Origin of the sequence: Agrobacterium sp. SORGH_AS 787 (genome assembly GCF_030819035.1) — a bacterium.
GTDB lineage: Bacteria > Pseudomonadota > Alphaproteobacteria > Rhizobiales > Rhizobiaceae > Agrobacterium > Agrobacterium larrymoorei_B.
Genome location: NZ_JAUTBG010000002.1, coordinates 2198273 through 2216165, shown reverse-complemented (window position 1 = coordinate 2216165; position 17893 = coordinate 2198273). Strand labels below are relative to the sequence as shown.

Here is a 17893-nt window from a genome sequence, read left to right as displayed (position 1 = left end):
GCAATTCCCTTGTGGCCACTGGTGCATTGCTACTGAAGCGCATCCCTAGCCCTCATCGCTTCCTGTCCTTCGACTTAGGGAGCGGCCTACGTCGCGTCGATGCGGTTTCTCGCTCTTCTGCTGCGCTCGGCACCAAGACGTCTCATGTAGGGAACGGAGATCGGAAGCATCCAGAACTTCGCCGATAGCTCTATCGAGTAGACCGACTGTCGTCTTGAGAGCGCTTTGTACTTCCGGGATCTGCAGGATTTTCTAGCCGGTGACCCGACACATTCGGCTGCCGGAAAATCGGTCGGTATTTCCAGCTCGCTGCCTCAGGTCCAGCATGGCTTAAGTCTTCACCCGAACGTCACTTGCTCCGCTCCGCCCTTGACCGGTTCCTAAAGGGTTTAGGCGTTGTGAGAATTTCCAGAGACCGGCCCTTGCTGAATACAGGTCACGTTCACAACACAAGCGCTGGTGCGCGACAGCGATGCGAGAGGTGAGTGTGGTTTAGACTGAAAAACCGCGGCAACAGATGGCGGAAGCGCTCGCGCAAACGAGGCACATAAAAAAGCGAAAGCCGCTGGGGAGATCATCTCCTCAGCGGCTTTCTGTATCAACGAAAGGTCATCATGACCTCAAGGTGACCTCATCTCGGCACGATCAGGAGAAAGGTGCAGCCTTCCTCCAATGCGCATCAACGACGAGGACCACGCGCAACGCGCTCGATTTCTTCACGAACCATGCGCTCGACAATCGTTGGCAGGTTGTCTTCCAGCCATTCCTGCAGCATCGGGCGCAGCATATCCTGAGCGACAGTCTCGATGGTCGGGTTGCGCACGCCGTCAAATACGTCAGCGAGAGCGCCGAAGGATCGGGCGATCTGGGCGCTTGCCTCGGCAGATACCAGGTTCAACGGTAGATCGAGCTTCGGTTCATTTTTCTGAACGACAGGTTCAGCAACGGGCTCCTGACGAAGGTCGACAGCCCGAGAAACAGGCTTTTCTTGTTCTTCAACCGCGCCGCGCAGTTCCATCGTTTCCCAAACCGGGACAGGCTGCGGCGCTGGCGCCGGCGCAGAAACTTGCGGCGGAGGATTGAATGTCGGCATTTCCCGAACAGGCTGAGGTGCCGGTGCTACCGCCGCCATCAGCGGACGCACATCCGTCGGGCGAGCCGACTGAACTGGCTGGGGGCGCTCAGCTTCAAACGAGGGTCGGGTGGGCACTGGCGCGGCCGCTGGTGCTGGGGTTGCGCCCTGCCCCTGTCCTAGTCCACCCTGCGGCCCCAGTGCTGCGTTGCGATCTGCCGCTGCACGGACGCGTGCCGCGACATCGGCGAGCGACATCGATTTCTCGGCAGCAGGTTCCTCTCTTTCGGCAACAGGCGCGAAATCATTGAACTGGCGCGCGCCATAGCCCTGATTGGCAGCCGGTGGAACATGGGCCGGCGGGCTCGGAATCTCTGCGGAGATATCCTCGGCAAAATCCACATCCAGCTCTACATCACCAAGCTCGAACTCGGGCGCTAGCTGACCTGGAAATCCATTCGACGGCGCAGGCTCGTTGCTTTCGATGATCCTGCGGATCGATGCCAGAATCTCTTCCATGGATGGTTCACGCGCTACACTCGGCTGAGCCATTTTTACCCCGATTTTCACGTTCAAGACGGGCCGGAGCAGAATACGCATGCTCCGAATCAACTTGAGTGTAGGGCACGAGGGCTCAGAAGAGAATCCATGTGGGTGGCCGATTTGCGCGATACACAGCTTTATTTGCAAACAGAAATGGCCCGGCGTTAACCGAGCCATCTGTTAACCATCTGCTTTCGCGGACGAATTAAAAAACGAATTGCTTGGCTTTGGCAAAGCCCGGAAGAGGCCTCAGCGACGCATTGAAGAAGGTCGCAGCAGAAATACCCTTTCCGTCGCGGCGATAAACGGTAACCTTGGCTGCATTACCATAACCCACGACAGCGATCAGACGACCACCGTCTGCGAGTTGGTCGAGAAGCGCCTGCGGCACTTCCTCAACAGAGCCATTGATGAAGATCACATCGTAGGGTGCCTGGGCAGCATATCCCTGCTCAAGCGGGCTACAAACCGTGACCACATTGTCGTAACCGAGTGCGGTAAGCGTTTCGCTCGCCTTCGCAGACAGTTCCGGATCGCTTTCCAGCGAAACCACGGAGCCTGCGAGTTCCGACAGGATCGCGGAGACGTAACCTGTCGCACCGCCAACTTCCAGTACCAAATCATCCTTGGTGACGGCCACGAGCTGCAGCATCTTGGCGATGGGCGAAGCCTTCAACAGGTAACGCGCCCCAAAACCATCCTTGGCAGGACAGATCTGCAGATCTTCGTCCATGTAGGCAACCTGTTTGACGTTTTCTGGAACGAAGGCCTCACGCGGTACGGAGAGAAACGCCTTGAGCACCGAATGGGACGTCACGTCGGTCGTGCGCACCTGGCCGTCCACCATTTTCGCGCGTGCGGTTTCAAAATCCATCATGTCGTGCTTGCCTCTAGTAAAGCCTGGCGGAGACAGGTGTGTCCGCTTTTTGCTAATCGTCTTAATGGGCTCCGCCTGCGCTTTCAAGCACAAGCATGCATCAGTAGGCTAAAAAGAAACGGTCTTGCGCCTCGGCGTGTTGCTTCGCTGGGCCGCATCCTCTGATACCGTGCCCGGGAACTTTTTTATCCGCCTCATCATTATTGCGTTACTGACGCATCATCAACGGGTGGAGGTAAACATGCTCGGTACAATCCTGGTTATAGTCCTCATTCTATTCCTTATCGGAGCGCTTCCGAGCTGGGGCTACCATAATTATGGGTGGGGGCCGTCGGGTGGCATCGGCCTCGTGGTGGTCATCTTGCTGATCCTAGTCCTGCTCGGACGAATCTGATCGGCTGGACCACAAAAGCCCTGCTGCGATCAGTGGTCCGGCGGGGCTTATTCATGACCTTAAAGCGCTCGGGAAAACTTATCCGCGGTTTTTCAAACTCTGCTATTGCACCGAAAATGGATTCGTTCTAAATCCCCGCCATCGCTCAAACAGACGAGCGTGTGAGGCCTCGTGGCGGAGTGGTGACGCAGAGGACTGCAAATCCTTGTACCCCGGTTCAATTCCGGGCGAGGCCTCCAAAAAATTCCCCACATAGTTACCTCTGGTACGTCATTCGATCGTCGCGTTCGATCACAACCAGTATGATCTTCTTCCACATGAGAAAATACGGTCGCACATTTCACCTGCCGCAATCGCCGGGAGCAACCAGCGACGACAAAATCATGGCGTCTATCAATGGCTTGAAGATCGGTGACCTGGTTGTCACCGAAAAGATGGATGGTGAGAACACCACCATTCACGCTGGCGGATGCCACGCGCGAAGCCCCGATGGCGGCTATCATTCTTCTCGTGACTGGATAAAGGCGTTTGCCGCAGGTATTGCTCCGCAACTTGCGGAGGACGAGCGTATTATCGGCGAAAACTTATACGCGCGCCACTCCATTACCTATCATTCTTTACCTTCGTATTTCCTGGGTTTTGCGTGGATAATTGGTGACGAAATCCAGCCATGGGACATGACGCTTGCTCGATTCCAGGAACTAAACATTCAACATGTCCCGATAATGTATCGAGGCCCCTACAAACAGAGCTTATTCGATGATCTCGCGAAAGCGCTCGATCCGTGCCGCCACGAGGGCTTCGTGGTCAGACGTGCGTGCGCTTTTGCGGAGAGTGCTATGTCCGACTGCTTGGGCAAGTACGTTAGAGAGGGACATGTGCAAACGGATGCCCACTGGATGAAGATGAACATCGTACCCAACGGCTTAGCCGAGACATAGGAACCTTGGTCGAGGCTTTCAGTTTACTTCGCTGCCGAAGTCATTTGGCACCCCATGGAGCCCATCATGAACGCCAAGTCCATTATTGCAGTTTCCGTTCTTGCTGTAGCGCTTGCAGGCTGCACAACCGGAATCTCGTCTGTCAATCTTGAGCCTATTCCGGGCAGCATTACCTATAATGGCCAGCCGCGCACCAAGTTGACCAAATCGCCTGTCGGCAGCACCTTCACCCATAATTTCAGGCGCTGGAACGGCGACCGTGTGATCGAGACCTATCAGATCCAGCCGGATCGTTCGATCAAGATCATCGACCGCAGGATTATTCGCGACTGGCTGACCTTTGGGCCTGACGATTGATCCAAAGCGTGGTCCAAGCAAGACTATGAAGCGTTTTGCGATAATCACATGCGACAAAACGAAGACCTAAAGCGTAAGGAGCGAATCTGAACGAGCGCGCACGCTTTAGGCCGTTGAATACAGCGTTCTAACGGGATACACGCATCCTCTGATCGAATAGAGCGATGGACAATAAGATGCACACGAAATGGAGCAAGCCGGTTCTGGTCGCGCTGGAAGAACCCGGCAACTACATCAGCATCGATACAACGCAAGCCGCGTCTTGGGCGATGATCGAAGACTGGCCAGTGGAAGACGGTGACGCACTCGATCAAGCTCTCCTCGTCTGCGCTGCCGTCGGATCGGGTAAAAAGAAACCCGAGGACGCCCGGCGCGCATTTGTTGCTGCTGCGCTTGAGGCTGGCATCGATATCAAGGCATAATGTCGCAACAGCCAGAAGGTGGCTTAACGCCTAAGCTCGCGGGGCGTAGAAGACGGCGACTGATTCACCTTGGAAGAGTATGTAAGACGATGAAAAAGCCCCTGCTCCTGCTTTTGATGACCTGCCTTGTCGTCGGCATCGTCGGCCATCTTATCATCGCCTTCGTCATTACGGGTTGATCAAAAAAGCACGGGCTCACGAGATTTTCTTTACCGTCCATTAAGATTCGCACCATTGTCGCGGAACTACGTTATCTTTTCCACGTTTTCCTGGCACGGAAATCTGGAGAGTAATGAGATGCGTGACGGCCTGAACAGTTTGCTTGAAATTTCGCTGCTGGGCTTCGTGGTTGTGACCTGCCTTATGATGGTCAACCCGCCGGTCTGAAGCTTTTGATTAGTTCGATATGAGAGCCGTCTTCAATGACGGTTATGAAAATGCGGCCTTATTGGCCGCATTTTCGTTTTTATCTATCTGCTTAAGCCGAGAGCTTCGCTGCAAGCTTGGCGACATGCGCGCCCTGGAACTTAGCGCCTTCGAGCTCGACAGCCGAAGGCTGGCGGGAACCGTCACCATCGGTGATGGTGGATGCACCATAAGGCGAGCCGCCCTTGATTTCATCAACGCCCATCTGGCCCTGGAAGGCATAAGGCAGACCTGCTACGACCATGCCGTGGTGCAGGAAGGTCGGGATAAAGCTGAGGATCGTCGATTCCTGACCGCCATGCTGCGTGGCGCTTGAAGTGAAGGCCGAGCCAACCTTGCCGACCAGTTTACCGCCAAACCACAGGCCGCCCGTCTGATCCCAGAAATTGCGCATCTGCGAGGCAACGCTGCCGAAGCGTGTGCCGGCGCCGACGATGATCGCATCGTAATCTGCAAGCTCATCGACAGTCGCGATCGGTGCCTGCTGATCCAGTTTGAAGTGAGAGGACTTCGCGACCTCTTCCGGAACGAGCTCGGGAACACGCTTCACGACAACGTCGGCGCCTGCAGACTTTGCACCTTCTGCAACGGCGTAAGCCATTGTTTCCACATGACCGTAGGACGAGTAATAGAGCACCAGAACTTTTGCCATCGTTGGTCTTTCCTCATTGTTTGTTGTTCAGCATCAAGATTGCGGACGAACTCTACGCCGCTGATGTAACAGAAGGCTAACAGAGGAATGGGGCGAGAGCGAGAGGTGCGAAAAGGACGGACCGTTCTCGATTAGCGAACGACAGCTGCCAGTGAGTTGACGTTCCTATTTTATGATTCGGCATATTGCATTCGCCGCTGGCGGGTTTAACGTCTGCGCACATCGTGTCGCGTAGGTATCCTCCCATGTCTTCTGCATCTCACTCCTCCCCGGTTACGGCCGCCATGCTCGCCATCGGCGATGAGCTTTTGTCTGGTCGCACCAAGGACAAGAACATTGGACACCTTGCTGACGTGATGACGATGTCCGGCATCGATCTGAAAGAGGTACGGATCGTCGCAGATGACGAGCCAGCGATTGTCGAAGCCTTGAATGCTCTTCGTGCTCGCTACGATTATGTGTTTACCTCCGGCGGAATCGGCCCGACGCATGACGACATTACGGCCGATGCCGTGTCGGTGGCGTTCAACCTGCCCTGTGAGCATGATTCGGATGCCTTGCGAATTCTCGGAGACATGTATCGCGCCCGGGAGATGGAGTTTACAGAGGCACGCAAACGCATGGCCCGCATGCCGCGCGGAGCACAGCATATCGCCAACCCGGTCTCGGTCGCGCCAGGCTTCATTGTCGAGAATGTCTATGTCATGGCGGGCGTGCCGCAAGTGTTTCAAGCCATGCTCGACAGTGTCGTGCCGACCCTCAAGACAGGCGCAAAGATGATGTCCCAGTCGGTGACATCTCAATTTGGCGAAGGTGACATCGGAACGCCCCTGAGCGAGATCCAGAAGGCTCACCCTCAGACCAGCATCGGTTCCTATCCGAAATATGATGGGCATCGCTTCTCCACCGAGATCGTGGTTCGCGCCCGCGATGCTGGCCTGTTGGAGGCAGCAGCGAAAGACGTGGCGGCGATGATTGAAAACATTGCGAAAGCGAAGGCTTCATCCACGTTTGCGTGAACTCCTTAGGGCGCAATACGTTTACTCTGTGCAGATTTCGCCTTGATAAGAATCAAGGCGATGAGCGGATGACGGGGTCATCTTGGACCTCTCATCGATGCGTCACAAGGAGAATGGCCATGGGCTACAGAACGATCCTCGCTGTTGTTGACACTGCTGAAAACACGCGTCATCTGGACGCTTTCGTGGTTCAGCTGGCGCAACAATTCTCTTCCCATGTGGTGGGGCTCCATATGGAAGCTCTTGCCGCTGTGCCTCTCGTTGCTCCCATGGAGATGCCCGATCCGGCCACTGTGCAGGCGGTGCAGGATGTGGCGCATAAGGAGACCGAGGAGTCTGGCAGGATCTTCGCCGAGAGCATGGCAGCGAACGGGATCTCCAGCGAATGGCGCAGCTTCGCGTCGTCGGTTGGCTATTCTGCCAAGTCCTCGATCCAGAGTGCGCGCTGCGCCGATCTGATCGTAGCTCGCCAGCACAGTTCGTCAGCCTTGTCGGATAGCCGCGCCGACATTGACAATTTTCTCTACGAGAGCGGACGACCGGTCCTTCTCGTCCCGCATGTCCTGACAGCGCCAAGACCGATCCGACGCGTTCTGATTGCATGGAATGGGTCGCGTGAGGCTACACGCGCGACGTTTGATGCCCTGCCCTTCCTGAAGGCAGCCGAGAGCGTCGAAGTCTTCTCGGTCGACCTGGAAGATAATGATTCGCAGACGGCCGCACTGGCGGGTTCGGAGATCGCCACAACGCTTGCTCGCCATGGCGTCAACGTGACAGTCACCGCGCAAGAAAAGATCCAGGGTGTCGCACCCCATACGGCGATCGAGAACCGCCTGGCGGATAACAGCATCGATCTATTGGTGATGGGTGCCTATGGTCATTCCCGTTGGTGGGAAATGCTGTTTGGCGGTGTGACCCGCACGCTTCTCGACTCGATGACGGCGATGACCCTGATGTCACGCTGACATTCAGCCCTTTTTTCAAAAGGAAACCCGCCGGTCGCCCGGCGGGTTTGTTGTTTTTATTCCGAAAAATCCTAAAGCACGTCCCGCAAAAGTGTGTAGCGGTTTTGCGATAACGACATGCGATAACAAGGACCTAAGCGTATGAGCGAATCCGAAAGATCGCGACACGCTTTAGTGCAGGATCTGGCTGAGGAAGAGCTTGGTACGCTCGTGCTGAGGATTGTCGAAGAATTCCTGCGGGGCATTCTGCTCGACGATCTGGCCTTGGTCCATGAAGATCACGCGGTTTGCCACCTGGCGGGCAAAGCCCATTTCGTGAGTGACGCAAAGCATGGTCATGCCGTCTTCGGCAAGGCTCACCATCGTGTCGAGCACTTCCTTGACCATTTCCGGATCGAGTGCCGATGTCGGCTCGTCGAAGAGCATGATCTTCGGCTTCATGCAAAGCGAGCGGGCAATCGCCACACGCTGCTGCTGGCCGCCGGAAAGCTGGCCTGGATATTTATGGGCCTGCTCAGGGATCTTGACGCGCTTCAGATAGTGCATCGCGATCTCTTCGGCGTCCTTTTTGGGCATCTTGCGAACCCAGATCGGCGCCAGTGTGCAGTTTTCCAGAATGGTCAAATGCGGGAAGAGGTTGAAGTGCTGGAACACCATGCCGACTTCGCGGCGCACTTCGTCGATCTTCTTCAAGTCGTTGGTCAGTTCGATACCATCGACGACAATGCTGCCAGACTGGTGTTCTTCCAATCGGTTGATGCAGCGGATCATCGTCGATTTGCCGGAACCGGATGGACCGGCGATGACGATTCGCTCGCCCTTCATGACCTTGAGGTTGATATCACGCAGCACGTGGAAATCGCCGTACCACTTGTTCATGCCAGTGATTTCGATCGCGACATCCGTCGCCGAAACTTCCAGCTTCTTTGCTTGGGTTTCTGCCATGAGATTTTCCCTTATTTTCTATGTCCGGTGTCGAGATGGCGCTCCATGAACAAGGAATAGCGCGACATGCCGAAGCAGAATATCCAGAATATGAACCCGGCAAACACGTAGCCTGTGACAGGCGTTACGGGTGTTGCCCAGTTTGCATCCGACTGGTTGAGGTTGACGATACCGAGGAGGTCGAACATGCCGATAATCGACACGAGCGAAGTATCCTTGAAAAGACCGATGAAGGTGTTGACGATGCCGGGGATGACGAGCTTCATTGCCTGCGGCAGGACGATCAGACGCGTCTTCTGCCAGTAGTTCAGGCCCAGCGAATCCGCACCTTCATACTGCCCCTTTGGAATGGCCTGAAGGCCGCCGCGAATGACCTCCGCCATATAGGCAGAAGCAAACAGCGACACCCCGACCAGAGCACGCAGAAACTTATCGAAAGTCACGCCGTCAGGCAGGAAAAGCGGCAGCATGATGCTGGCGAAGAACAGGACCGTGATCAGTGGAATGCCGCGGATGACCTCGATGAAGGTCACGCACAGAGTCTTGATCACCGGCATGGTCGAACGACGGCCAAGCGCCAGGAGAATACCAAGCGGTAAGGACACGGTGATTCCGAAGAACGACAGGATCAGCGTGACCATCAGCCCGCCCCACAGCTGCGTCTCCACCCGTGGAAGGCCGAAATAGCCGCCGACCAGCAGGAAGAAGGAAACGAAGGGCAGCACGAGGAAGAGCAATACCGCGTTGGCAGTCTTGAACGGCGCCTTGGGGATCAGCATCGGGATGAGCAGAATGACGAACATTGCCGCCACCAGAAGCGGACGCCAGCGCTCATCCAACGGATAACGTCCGAACATGAACTGCTGGAACTTGGCTCCGACGAATGCCCAGCAGGCACCGGCCTGACCGTCCGGGATAGCGCCACCTTGGGCAACCGTGAGGCAAGCAAGTCGGTCGGTACCAGTCCAGACGGCGTCGACGAACAAGAACTGCACCAGCGGGGGAATGATATAGGCGAGCAGTGCAATGGACAGCACCGTCATCACCACATCTTTCGGCGTCGCGAAGAGTTTCGTCTTGAGCCAATGGATAACGCCGACCTGGCTGGAGGGCGCCGGCTGAGCCGGCACCAATTCACGGCGGATATAGGAAACGGGAGTACTGGTCATGTCTCTTATCTCTCCACCAATGCCATCTTCGCGTTGAACCAATTCATGAACAACGCCGTCGTGATGGATAGCGACAGATAGACGATCATCCAGATCGCCACGACTTCGACAGCCTGACCCGTCTGGTTGAGAATGGTGCCGCCGACTGCAACAAGATCCGAGAAGCCAACGGCAACAGCGAGCGACGAGTTCTTCGTCAGATTGAGATACTGGCTGGTGAGCGGCGGGATGATGATGCGCATGGCCTGCGGAACAACGATCAGGCGTGTCGTGGTGCTGGAACGCAGGCCGAGCGCGTCGGCCGCTTCCGTCTGCCCCTTTGGTACCGCCTTGATACCACCACGGACGATTTCAGCGATGAAGGAGGCGGTATAGAAGGAAAGCGCCAGATAGAGCGACATGAATTCCGGCGCAATGACCGAACCGCCGGCCAGATTGAAGCGGCCGAGAACCGGCAGATCGAAGGTCAACGGCGCGCCAAGCGCCAAAAACGTCAATAGCGGCAAACCGATGATGATCGCGGTGCCGACGAGACCGGTGCGGAAAGGCTGCCCGGTGCGCATCTGCCTGGCTTTGGCCCAGCGATAGATGAAGAAGGTGATGACGATACCGACGAGGAATGCTACCGGAACCATCCAGGTGCCCTCGCCCCATACAAACTTGGGGTAGAAGAAGCCGCGATTGTTCAAATAGGTATCGAACGGCAGAGCAAGCGATTCACGCGCCTGCGGAAGAATCGTGATGACGCCCTTGTACCAAAAGAAAATGACGAGAAGCGGAGGCAGATTGCGGAAGATTTCCACGTAGGCCTGCGCAAGCTTCGATACCAGCCAGTTTCTGGACAGGCGGGCAATACCGACGAGGAAGCCGAGGATCGAGGCGGTGATGATGCCAAGAACCGCCACCTGCAAGGTGTTCAATATACCGACAATCAGCGCGCGGCCGAACGTGTTGTCGTTATTGTAATCGATCAGCGTCTGGCCGATATCGAAACCGGCTCTTCCGTTCAGGAAGCCAAAGCCTGACGCGATATTGGCTCTCTGAAGATTCTGGATCGTGTTGTTGGTGATGAACCAGACAGCCAGCACCAGGATGATGAGCGTCACGGTCTGATAGAAGATGGACCGCATGCGCGGATCGTTGATCATGGACGTCGCGCCGGATGCGCCGGACGGTCCAGAACGGATCGTCTTGCCTGCCATAGGCACCTTTCCCTCTATATGCTCTTTTCGAGCTTATTTTATGAAGAAGAAGGAGGCAGAGATGAACATCTCCGCCTCCTGCAAAAGCTTTAGGCTTTCAAGCAATCAGCGGATCGGAGGAGCGTACTGCAGGCCGCCCTTGTTCCACAGAGAGTTCAGGCCGCGCTCGATCTTGAGCGGAGAGCCAGGACCGACGTTACGGTCGAAGACTTCGCCGTAATTGCCAACATTCTTGATGATGTTGTAGGCCCACTCGTTGGTGACGCCGAGATCGGTGCCGATCTTGGTGCCTTCTTCTGTGCCGAGAAGACGCTTGACGTCTGGGTTGGCAGAAGCCTTCTGCTCATCAACGTTCTTGGAGGTGATGCCGAGTTCTTCAGCATTGACCATGGCGTAGTGGACCCAGCTGACGAGGTCGAACCACTGGTCGTCACCCTGGCGAACGGCTGGTCCGAGCGGCTCCTTGGAGATGATTTCCGGCAGAACCACGTTCTCGTCGGGGTTCTTCATCTTCAGACGGATAGCGTAGAGGCCAGACTGGTCCGTCGTGTAGACGTCGCAACGACCGGAGTCATAAGCGGACGTCGCGTCCGATTCTTTTTCGAATACAACCGGGTTGTACTGAAGGTTATTGGTCTTGAAGTAGTCGGCAAGGTTGAGTTCGGTCGTCGTGCCCTGCTGAACGCAGACGGCGGCACCAGAGAGCTCGAGAGCAGACTTCACATTCAGGCTCTTCTTAACGATGAAGCCCTGGCCGTCGTAATAGTTGACGGTGCGGAAGTTGAAGCCGAGAGACGTATCGCGGCTGATCGTCCAAGTGGTGTTACGCGTCAGGACGTCAACTTCACCAGACTGGAGAGCCGGGAAACGATCCTTCGAGGTCAGCGGAACGTACTTGGCCTTAGAAGCGTCACCGAAAATAGCGGAAGCGATACCGCGGCAATAATCAACGTCGATACCGGACCATTCGCCCTTGTCGTCTGGGTTCGAGAAACCCGGAATGCCAGAGCTGACGCCGCAGGTGACGAAACCCTTTGCCTTAACATCCTGAAGAGTACCGGCAGATGCAGCCGTTGCAGCTCCCAAGACTGCTGCGCCAATAGCGGCTGACAGAAGTGCCTTTTTCATTTTTCCCAACCTTTGTCTGTTTTTTCTCGATTGGAGATGACCGGCACACGCCATGCGCTTGCGACAGTCTCTCCGCTTCACCTCCCGGTGCGCGCCCCTATCACAATCACAATTACCGCCATGGTCAAGACTTTCGCTAAGCAATTGTGTCTAAAAAACGGAATTTTCAAATTTTCGTCTTTTAAGTAAGCAGATGACTATTTTTTGCGCGAAAATCGCTCAAAATCTGGTCATCCTGTCTGACAGATAGACTGGTTTTCCCCAAGCTTGGAGAAGCGGCTTGACCTCAAGAGCAAATCCCCGGCATCCTCCCGCATCACATTAATGAGAGACGGCCAGCATGAAAGACAAGAACGAGATCCTCGGTACCTCGGGTGTAAACACGCGCCTTGCGCATTTCGGAAACGACCCGAGCGACTTTTTCGGCTTCGTCAATCCTCCGATCGTCCGTGGCTCGACCGTTCTTTTTCCGAATGCTGCGACTTTGATGTCGGGCAACCAGCCATACACCTACGGCACCCATGGGACACCCACGACGGACGCGCTTTGCAAAATGATCGACGAACTGGAAGGATCGGCTGGCACCATTCTTCTGTCGTCCGGCCTTGCCGCCGTGACCGTTCCGTTTCTCGCCTATCTCTCCGCCGGCGACCACGCGCTGATCGTCGATTCGGTGTATTTCCCAACCCGCCGCTTCTGCAATACGATGCTGAAGCAATATGGCGTCGAGGTCGAATATTATGATCCCGCGATCGGCGCCAATATTGAGGCACTGATCCGTCCCAATACGCGCCTTGTGCATCTGGAAGCGCCCGGCTCGAACACGTTCGAGATGCAGGACGTGAAGCTGATCTCGTCTATCGCACACCGCCACGACTGCGTCGTTACCATGGACAATACCTGGGCAACGCCGCTTTACTTCCGCCCGCTCGATCATGGCGTGGACGTCTCCATCCATGCTGCCACGAAATATCCGGCGGGCCATTCCGATGTGCTGATGGGATTTGTCTCCGCCAACGAAAAACATTGGAAGAAGCTGCGCGACGCCAACACCAATCTCGGCATGTGTATGACATCCGACGAGGCTTATCAGGTGCTGCGCGGCATGCGCACCATGGGCATCCGGCTGGAACACCACCAGAAAAGTGCGCTTGAGATCGCCCAATGGCTTGAGACGCGTGACGACGTCGCGCGCGTGTTGCACCCTGCCCTGCCGAGCTTTCCGACGCATGACATTTGGAAGCGTGATTTCAAAGGATCCAGCGGCGTCTTCTCGTTTGTCTTGAAGGCGCATGAGAACCAGTTCACCGAAAAGGCGCATGCCTTCCTCGATGCCTTGTCGATCTTCGGGCTTGGCTTCTCATGGGGCGGCTACGAATCGCTTGCGATCCCGGTCAATCTCGCCGACCGGACCTTGGCTGCTGCACCGACGGAAGGGCCGGTTATCCGGCTTCAGATCGGGCTTGAGGACGTCAAGGATATCAAGCGCGATCTGGAAGCGGGTTTCGCGGCAGCGGCGGCAGTCTAAAGCCCTCTCGCCCTGTAGCCATAAAGCCAGTCGAAGTCCGCCAGGAATTTTTCCGGCGGACGCATCGACAGAAGAAGATCGCGCCCTATGCGCATGGGGCCCGAAGCGTGATAGGCGAAGCTATTGAGCGCGGCCCGTTTGCGGGCCTTTTCAATGCGAGGCATGCGATGCGCTGCAAAATCCGGCAATGACGTGACGAGCGTCTTTCCTTGCGAAACGAAGGTTGCAAGCTCGAAAGCATCCTCAATTGCCATGGCCGCCCCCTGGGCAGCAAAAGGCATCATCGCGTGGGCCGCATCACCGATCAGCACCGTGTCGCGGCCATTGTGCCACCGCCCTGCCCCTACCTGAAACAACGGCCAGAATGTTGGCCGCGTGGGACGCTGCAGCGCTTCGCCAAAAGCTGGATGCCAACGACGAAACTGCTGGAGCAGAAACGCCTTCTGCTGACTTTGCGCTTCCGCCTTCCACGTATCTCCGGGATTTGCGCCGACAGCAATCGCAACGATGTTGAAGCCACCCGTTTCCCCCAGTGGATATGCCACCACATGCGCGGATGGTCCAAGAAATGCTGTAACAGCCGTGCGATCGAGAAAGTCGGGCGCGTCCTCTCCAGATAAGGTAAATCGCCAGGCGATATTGCGTGAAAAGGTTGCAACCGGGCTGTTCGGCACGGCGTAGCGCGCACTTGACCAAACGCCATCGGCACCCACGACCAACTCCGGCTCCGTGAAGATCGTGCGGGCAATCTCGGTTCTGCTGGCAGTCTCCAGCCTTTTGCCGAGATGCAGGCGGCATAGGGGATTGTGTCTGACTTTCGCCAGAAGCGCCTGTTGCAGGCTCGCCCGATGCAGCACGCCATAAGGCGCATGCCAACGGTCTCTCGCAACATCCTTCATCGGCAGGGAGACGAGCGTCTTGAGCGAAAGGCCCGACGCCAGGTCGACTGTCTCAGGCTCGAGCCATTTCTCTTCAATCAGAGGCAGAACATCGAGGGCGGAAAGGATATGGGCGGCATTGGGCGAGATTTGCAGCCCTGCGCCGACCTCTGCGAGTTCCGACGCCTGCTCGATGATGTCACTTGCAATGCCATAACGGGCAAAAGAAAGGGAGGCGGTGAGACCAGCTATACCGGCACCGATAATCGCCACGGATTTTATGGGCATGGAGAGCCCCGATATATGGGGTTACGCTGCCTTCACGTGGAAGACGCAGCCGGGAGGATTGGTCTGCGTGGCCTTCAGCGACGGATTGTAGCGATAGAGCGTGGAACAGTAGGAGCAAACCTTCTCGTTCTCGTCGCCCATATCGATGAAGATATGCGGGTGATCGAAAGGAACGGACGCTCCCGTGCACATGAATTCCTTGACGCCGATCTCGATCATGCGGTGTCCGCCGTCGTTCTGGAAGTGAGGAATTGTATGGCCGGCCATGTTCGTCTCCAAATGCAACTTCGTCTCTGAGCCAACGCTCGTATTGTTCGAGTATGTAGCGTTAAATCACGCGGACCTCCATAGAAAAGAGTGTCGAATATTCCCAACAGGTCTATTTCCTGACATATGGTCGGCAAAAAAGGAGGTCCTTGATGAATCTCAACCTACCGCAATTTTCATCGTTCCAGCGCGATGGACTGGAACTGGCCTATTTCGACGACGGCGACCCGTCCGGAGCACCGGTTCTCCTGATCCACGGATTTGCGTCGAGTGCGGCAGTGAACTGGGTTCATCCTGGATGGGTAAAGACCCTTGGAGATGCCGGCTATCGTGTGATCGCACTTGATAATCGAGGCCATGGCGCCAGCGACAAGCCACATGATCCGGATGCCTATTATCCTGCTGTCATGGCTGAAGATGCGGTTGGCCTGCTCAACCATCTCGGCATCCCAGAAGCCCATGTCATGGGTTACTCGATGGGCGCGCGTATCTCCGCCTTCGTGGCGATGGCACACCCCGATCGCGTGCGCTCGCTGGTGTTCGGCGGGCTCGGCATCGGCATGGTGGATGGCGTTGGGGACTGGGATCCGATTGCAGATGCGCTTCGCGCCCCGTCTCTCGATATCGTCACCCATGAACGCGGGCGCATGTTCCGCGCCTTTGCCGAGCAGACGAAGAGCGATCGCATAGCGCTTGCTGCCTGTATCGAGACATCGCGCGTTCTCGTCACACGCGAAGAAGCCGCCAAGATCGATGCACCGACGCTGATTGCGGTTGGCACCAAGGACGATATTGCAGGCTCGGGCCAAGAGCTGGCCGATCTGATGCCTCACGCCCGAGCGATCGACATTCCCAACCGCGATCACATGCTTGCGGTGGGAGATCGCGTCTTCAAGGCGGCGGTATTGGAATTCTACAGCGAGGTCGACAAATCGGCGTGATCAAGAAATGCCGTTCCACAAAGCTTTCAGAAAAACTGATGCTTTACCTCCTTTAACGCTGCTCGCGCATACCCATTTCTGTGCAACGTATTTTTCTGTATAGTGACGCAAACCGGTTTTAAGGACAGCTGACATGGTCGCACGCATAGAGACCCGCCAAAATGATCAGATCACCGTCGTCGATCCGATCTGGGGCAGCTTGTTAAACGAAGCGCGCACAGCCGCCGCGCAGGATCCGCTGCTTTCGGCATTCTTCTATTCCACGATCCTCAATCACCATTCGCTGGAAGAGAGCGTCATTTATCGCATCTGCGAGCTGCTAGACCATCCGGATATGCAGGCCGTTCTCTTGCGCCAGACGTTTTCAGAGATGCTTCACGACTGGCCGGAATGGGGCGCAGTACTGCGCGTCGACATTCAGGCGGTCTATGATCGCGACCCCGCCTGCACGCGGTTCATCGAGCCAGTCCTCTACTTTAAAGGCTTCCACGCCATCCAGACGCATCGTCTTGCCCATTGGCTGTGGTCGAAGGGACGGAAGGATTTCGCCCTTTATCTGCAGAGCCGGTCCTCCAGCGTCTTCCAGACGGATATCAATCCGCAGGCAAAGGTTGGCAAGGGCCTGTTCCTCGATCACGCGACCGGCCTCGTTGTCGGCTCGACTGCCGTGATCGGCGACAATGTCTCCATTCTCCAAGGCGTCACGCTTGGTGGCACGGGCAAGGAAACGGGCGACCGTCATCCAAAGATCCGCAGCGGCGTGTTGATCGGCGCAGGCGCTAAGATCCTTGGCAATATCGAAGTCGGAAGCTGTTCACGTGTTGCGGCAGGCTCGGTCGTCTTGAAGCCCGTTCCACCCAATGCGACGGTCGCCGGCTTGCCCGCCCGGATCGTCGGCGAAGGCGGTTGCAACGAGCCTTCCCGCATCATGGACCAGATCATCGGCGCGGATATCTGATTACATTGGATGGAGTAAAAATCGCCCGTGTGGATCGCGTAGTGGATCACATGGGCGATTTGCCTCTTTGACTTTACTTTCGCCTTTAAGCCGTGCCACAAGCGGCGCAGATTGAAAATCACGATATCCGAACGACGCGTCTGCAAGGACGATGGAAGACGTGAGAACCGCACAGGAGAAGACTGGTGAAAGCCGACGAAATCAAAAAGCTCGACGCCTATTTCAAGCGCACGTTCAACGACAAGATGGCCGTCAAGGCACGTCCGCGTAAGGATGATTCCGCTGAAGTCTATATGGGCGAAGAGTTCCTGGGCGTCGTCTATATCGACGATGAAGATGGCGATCGTTCCTACAACTTCTCCATGGCGATCCTCGACGTCGATCTTTGATCGTAACGTCCAAGTCGCATGACATCAGCCGCCCAAGACAATTGTCTTCGGGCGGCTTTTTGTTGCTGCAAGAGGCAGCACGATGACCGGTAAAGCGATTTTTTGTGGTTCGTCTCGCAAGTCTGGAACCAAATTCTTCACCGCTCGTTTTTTCGCTGTCCCCCCGATGAAGCGTGAGGCGGCGATCAAACGGGAAGCCCCTGATCCCACGCCACCTCACGCTTCCCCCTCCTTCAATCATCAGTTTCGTTCATAGCCGAAGGTGTGGATCAGCTTGTCCACAGCGCCTGCGCTCCTTCGACAAAAAACATCGTCTAAAACCAAAAAAATCGAAATTGCCGCTTGCGGAGAATCCGCTGCCTGACTATAAGGCCCCCACCACAGCGCACGCGCCCTTCGTCTATCGGTTAGGACGTCAGATTTTCATTCTGAAAAGAGGGGTTCGACTCCCCTAGGGCGTGCCACTTCTCCCTTAATTTCATGATGTTATGCGCAGATCTTGATCAAGCGCATGAACCTGTCCGCACTCTAT

20 protein-coding genes and 2 tRNA genes are annotated in these 17893 nt (G+C 56.1%); 12 read left to right on the top strand and 10 right to left on the bottom strand.

What is annotated here, in order from left to right:
- Window positions 1-679 precede the first annotated feature (679 nt).
- Complete coding sequence (locus QE435_RS20040; RefSeq protein ID WP_349042440.1) at window positions 680-1624, bottom strand: DUF2497 domain-containing protein; 945 nt, start codon at window positions 1622-1624, stop codon at window positions 680-682.
- A gap of 196 nt (window positions 1625-1820) precedes the next feature.
- Complete coding sequence (locus QE435_RS20035; RefSeq protein WP_349042439.1) at window positions 1821-2492, bottom strand: protein-L-isoaspartate O-methyltransferase; 672 nt, start codon at window positions 2490-2492, stop codon at window positions 1821-1823.
- 241 nt (window positions 2493-2733) lie between these two features.
- Between QE435_RS20035 and QE435_RS20030 the strand changes: the two genes are divergently transcribed.
- The 5 genes from QE435_RS20030 to QE435_RS20010 all read left to right on the top strand — a co-directional run bounded on the left by QE435_RS20030 (window position 2734) and on the right by QE435_RS20010 (window position 4606).
- Window positions 2734-2886 (top strand): DUF3309 family protein, encoded by a 153-nt coding sequence (locus QE435_RS20030; RefSeq protein ID WP_306932407.1) that lies wholly within the window; start codon window positions 2734-2736, stop codon window positions 2884-2886.
- Window positions 2887-3051: 165 nt separating this feature from the next.
- Window positions 3052-3125 (top strand) — tRNA-Cys (locus QE435_RS20025).
- 78 nt (window positions 3126-3203) lie between these two features.
- On the top strand, window positions 3204-3827 hold the full coding sequence (locus QE435_RS20020; RefSeq protein WP_349042438.1) for an RNA ligase family protein: 624 nt from the start codon (window positions 3204-3206) through the stop codon (window positions 3825-3827).
- 54 nt (window positions 3828-3881) lie between these two features.
- Entirely contained in the window at window positions 3882-4184 is a 303-nt protein-coding gene (locus QE435_RS20015) for a hypothetical protein (protein WP_349042437.1), read from the top strand.
- A 176-nt stretch (window positions 4185-4360) separates the two neighbouring features.
- On the top strand, window positions 4361-4606 hold the full coding sequence (locus QE435_RS20010; RefSeq protein ID WP_349042436.1) for a DUF982 domain-containing protein: 246 nt from the start codon (window positions 4361-4363) through the stop codon (window positions 4604-4606).
- Window positions 4607-5084: 478 nt separating this feature from the next.
- Here QE435_RS20010 and wrbA read toward each other — a convergent pair whose 3' ends face one another.
- Window positions 5085-5684: an NAD(P)H:quinone oxidoreductase type IV gene (gene wrbA, locus QE435_RS20005; RefSeq protein WP_306932403.1), complete on the bottom strand. Its 600-nt coding sequence runs from the start codon at window positions 5682-5684 to the stop codon at window positions 5085-5087.
- Between the two features lie 245 nt (window positions 5685-5929).
- Here wrbA and QE435_RS20000 point away from each other — a divergent pair, with 245 nt between their 5' ends.
- Together QE435_RS20000 and QE435_RS19995 are read left to right on the top strand one after the other, a co-directional pair.
- Window positions 5930-6703: a competence/damage-inducible protein A gene (locus tag QE435_RS20000; protein WP_349042435.1), complete on the top strand. Its 774-nt coding sequence runs from the start codon at window positions 5930-5932 to the stop codon at window positions 6701-6703.
- 119 nt (window positions 6704-6822) lie between these two features.
- A complete protein-coding gene (locus QE435_RS19995; protein ID WP_349042434.1) occupies window positions 6823-7668 on the top strand; it encodes a universal stress protein in 846 nt (281 codons plus the stop codon).
- Between the two features lie 171 nt (window positions 7669-7839).
- Here QE435_RS19995 and QE435_RS19990 read toward each other — a convergent pair whose 3' ends face one another.
- From QE435_RS19990 to QE435_RS19975, 4 genes are all read right to left on the bottom strand, one after another.
- Window positions 7840-8613, bottom strand: a complete 774-nt coding sequence (locus tag QE435_RS19990) for an amino acid ABC transporter ATP-binding protein (RefSeq protein ID WP_296018970.1) — start codon at window positions 8611-8613, stop codon at window positions 7840-7842.
- 11 nt (window positions 8614-8624) lie between these two features.
- Complete coding sequence (locus QE435_RS19985) at window positions 8625-9782, bottom strand: amino acid ABC transporter permease (protein WP_306932400.1); 1158 nt, start codon at window positions 9780-9782, stop codon at window positions 8625-8627.
- 5 nt (window positions 9783-9787) lie between these two features.
- The gene (locus QE435_RS19980) at window positions 9788-10984 is read right to left on the bottom strand and encodes an amino acid ABC transporter permease (protein WP_306932398.1); all 1197 of its coding nucleotides are present in this window, start codon (window positions 10982-10984) and stop codon (window positions 9788-9790) included.
- A gap of 105 nt (window positions 10985-11089) precedes the next feature.
- On the bottom strand, window positions 11090-12112 hold the full coding sequence (locus QE435_RS19975; protein WP_349042433.1) for an amino acid ABC transporter substrate-binding protein: 1023 nt from the start codon (window positions 12110-12112) through the stop codon (window positions 11090-11092).
- A gap of 340 nt (window positions 12113-12452) precedes the next feature.
- Here QE435_RS19975 and QE435_RS19970 point away from each other — a divergent pair, with 340 nt between their 5' ends.
- Window positions 12453-13640, top strand: coding sequence for a cystathionine beta-lyase (locus tag QE435_RS19970; protein ID WP_349042432.1), 1188 nt, complete (start codon window positions 12453-12455; stop codon window positions 13638-13640).
- Here QE435_RS19970 and QE435_RS19965 read toward each other — a convergent pair.
- Together QE435_RS19965 and QE435_RS19960 are read right to left on the bottom strand one after the other, a co-directional pair.
- Complete coding sequence (locus tag QE435_RS19965) at window positions 13637-14806, bottom strand: FAD-dependent monooxygenase (protein WP_349042431.1); 1170 nt, start codon at window positions 14804-14806, stop codon at window positions 13637-13639. The two genes, QE435_RS19970 and QE435_RS19965, sit on opposite strands and share 4 nt — an antisense overlap.
- Before the next feature lie 21 nt (window positions 14807-14827).
- Complete coding sequence (locus QE435_RS19960; protein WP_296018961.1) at window positions 14828-15073, bottom strand: zinc-finger domain-containing protein; 246 nt, start codon at window positions 15071-15073, stop codon at window positions 14828-14830.
- Between the two features lie 152 nt (window positions 15074-15225).
- Between QE435_RS19960 and QE435_RS19955 the strand changes: the two genes are divergently transcribed.
- The 3 genes from QE435_RS19955 (at window position 15226) to QE435_RS19945 (ending at window position 17361) form a co-directional block, all read left to right on the top strand.
- Window positions 15226-16014 carry an alpha/beta hydrolase gene (locus tag QE435_RS19955; protein WP_349042430.1) on the top strand — a complete coding sequence of 263 codons (789 nt, stop codon included), beginning with the start codon at window positions 15226-15228 and terminating at the stop codon, window positions 16012-16014.
- 133 nt (window positions 16015-16147) lie between these two features.
- Complete coding sequence (cysE, locus tag QE435_RS19950; RefSeq protein WP_349042429.1) at window positions 16148-16972, top strand: serine O-acetyltransferase; 825 nt, start codon at window positions 16148-16150, stop codon at window positions 16970-16972.
- A gap of 185 nt (window positions 16973-17157) precedes the next feature.
- The gene (locus tag QE435_RS19945) at window positions 17158-17361 is read left to right on the top strand and encodes a DUF3126 family protein (RefSeq protein WP_062425480.1); all 204 of its coding nucleotides are present in this window, start codon (window positions 17158-17160) and stop codon (window positions 17359-17361) included.
- Between the two features lie 24 nt (window positions 17362-17385).
- Here the strand turns inward: QE435_RS19945 and QE435_RS19940 are convergent, their stop codons facing one another.
- Window positions 17386-17550 carry a hypothetical protein gene (locus QE435_RS19940; protein ID WP_349042428.1) on the bottom strand — a complete coding sequence of 55 codons (165 nt, stop codon included), beginning with the start codon at window positions 17548-17550 and terminating at the stop codon, window positions 17386-17388.
- Window positions 17551-17750: 200 nt separating this feature from the next.
- On the opposite strand from QE435_RS19940, the gene QE435_RS19935 reads away from it, so the two are divergent.
- Window positions 17751-17825 (top strand) — tRNA-Glu (locus QE435_RS19935).
- The last annotated feature ends 68 nt before the right edge of the window (window positions 17826-17893 follow it).

Coding starts and splice junctions, on each gene's coding strand:
- QE435_RS20015 (WP_349042437.1), top strand. CDS start 3,882: ATGGAGCCCATCATGAACGCCAAGTCCATTATTGCAGTTTCCGTTCTT.
- QE435_RS19975 (WP_349042433.1), bottom strand. CDS start 12,112: ATGAAAAAGGCACTTCTGTCAGCCGCTATTGGCGCAGCAGTCTTGGGA.
- QE435_RS20000 (WP_349042435.1), top strand. CDS start 5,930: ATGTCTTCTGCATCTCACTCCTCCCCGGTTACGGCCGCCATGCTCGCC.
- QE435_RS19955 (WP_349042430.1), top strand. CDS start 15,226: ATGAATCTCAACCTACCGCAATTTTCATCGTTCCAGCGCGATGGACTG.
- QE435_RS20010 (WP_349042436.1), top strand. CDS start 4,361: ATGCACACGAAATGGAGCAAGCCGGTTCTGGTCGCGCTGGAAGAACCC.
- QE435_RS20030 (WP_306932407.1), top strand. CDS start 2,734: ATGCTCGGTACAATCCTGGTTATAGTCCTCATTCTATTCCTTATCGGA.
- QE435_RS19960 (WP_296018961.1), bottom strand. CDS start 15,073: ATGGCCGGCCATACAATTCCTCACTTCCAGAACGACGGCGGACACCGC.
- QE435_RS19990 (WP_296018970.1), bottom strand. CDS start 8,613: ATGGCAGAAACCCAAGCAAAGAAGCTGGAAGTTTCGGCGACGGATGTC.
- cysE (WP_349042429.1), top strand. CDS start 16,148: ATGGTCGCACGCATAGAGACCCGCCAAAATGATCAGATCACCGTCGTC.
- QE435_RS19995 (WP_349042434.1), top strand. CDS start 6,823: ATGGGCTACAGAACGATCCTCGCTGTTGTTGACACTGCTGAAAACACG.
- QE435_RS20020 (WP_349042438.1), top strand. CDS start 3,204: ATGAGAAAATACGGTCGCACATTTCACCTGCCGCAATCGCCGGGAGCA.
- QE435_RS19980 (WP_306932398.1), bottom strand. CDS start 10,984: ATGGCAGGCAAGACGATCCGTTCTGGACCGTCCGGCGCATCCGGCGCG.
- wrbA (WP_306932403.1), bottom strand. CDS start 5,684: ATGGCAAAAGTTCTGGTGCTCTATTACTCGTCCTACGGTCATGTGGAA.
- QE435_RS19965 (WP_349042431.1), bottom strand. CDS start 14,806: ATGCCCATAAAATCCGTGGCGATTATCGGTGCCGGTATAGCTGGTCTC.
- QE435_RS20040 (WP_349042440.1), bottom strand. CDS start 1,624: ATGGCTCAGCCGAGTGTAGCGCGTGAACCATCCATGGAAGAGATTCTG.
- QE435_RS19985 (WP_306932400.1), bottom strand. CDS start 9,782: ATGACCAGTACTCCCGTTTCCTATATCCGCCGTGAATTGGTGCCGGCT.
- QE435_RS19970 (WP_349042432.1), top strand. CDS start 12,453: ATGAAAGACAAGAACGAGATCCTCGGTACCTCGGGTGTAAACACGCGC.
- QE435_RS20035 (WP_349042439.1), bottom strand. CDS start 2,492: ATGATGGATTTTGAAACCGCACGCGCGAAAATGGTGGACGGCCAGGTG.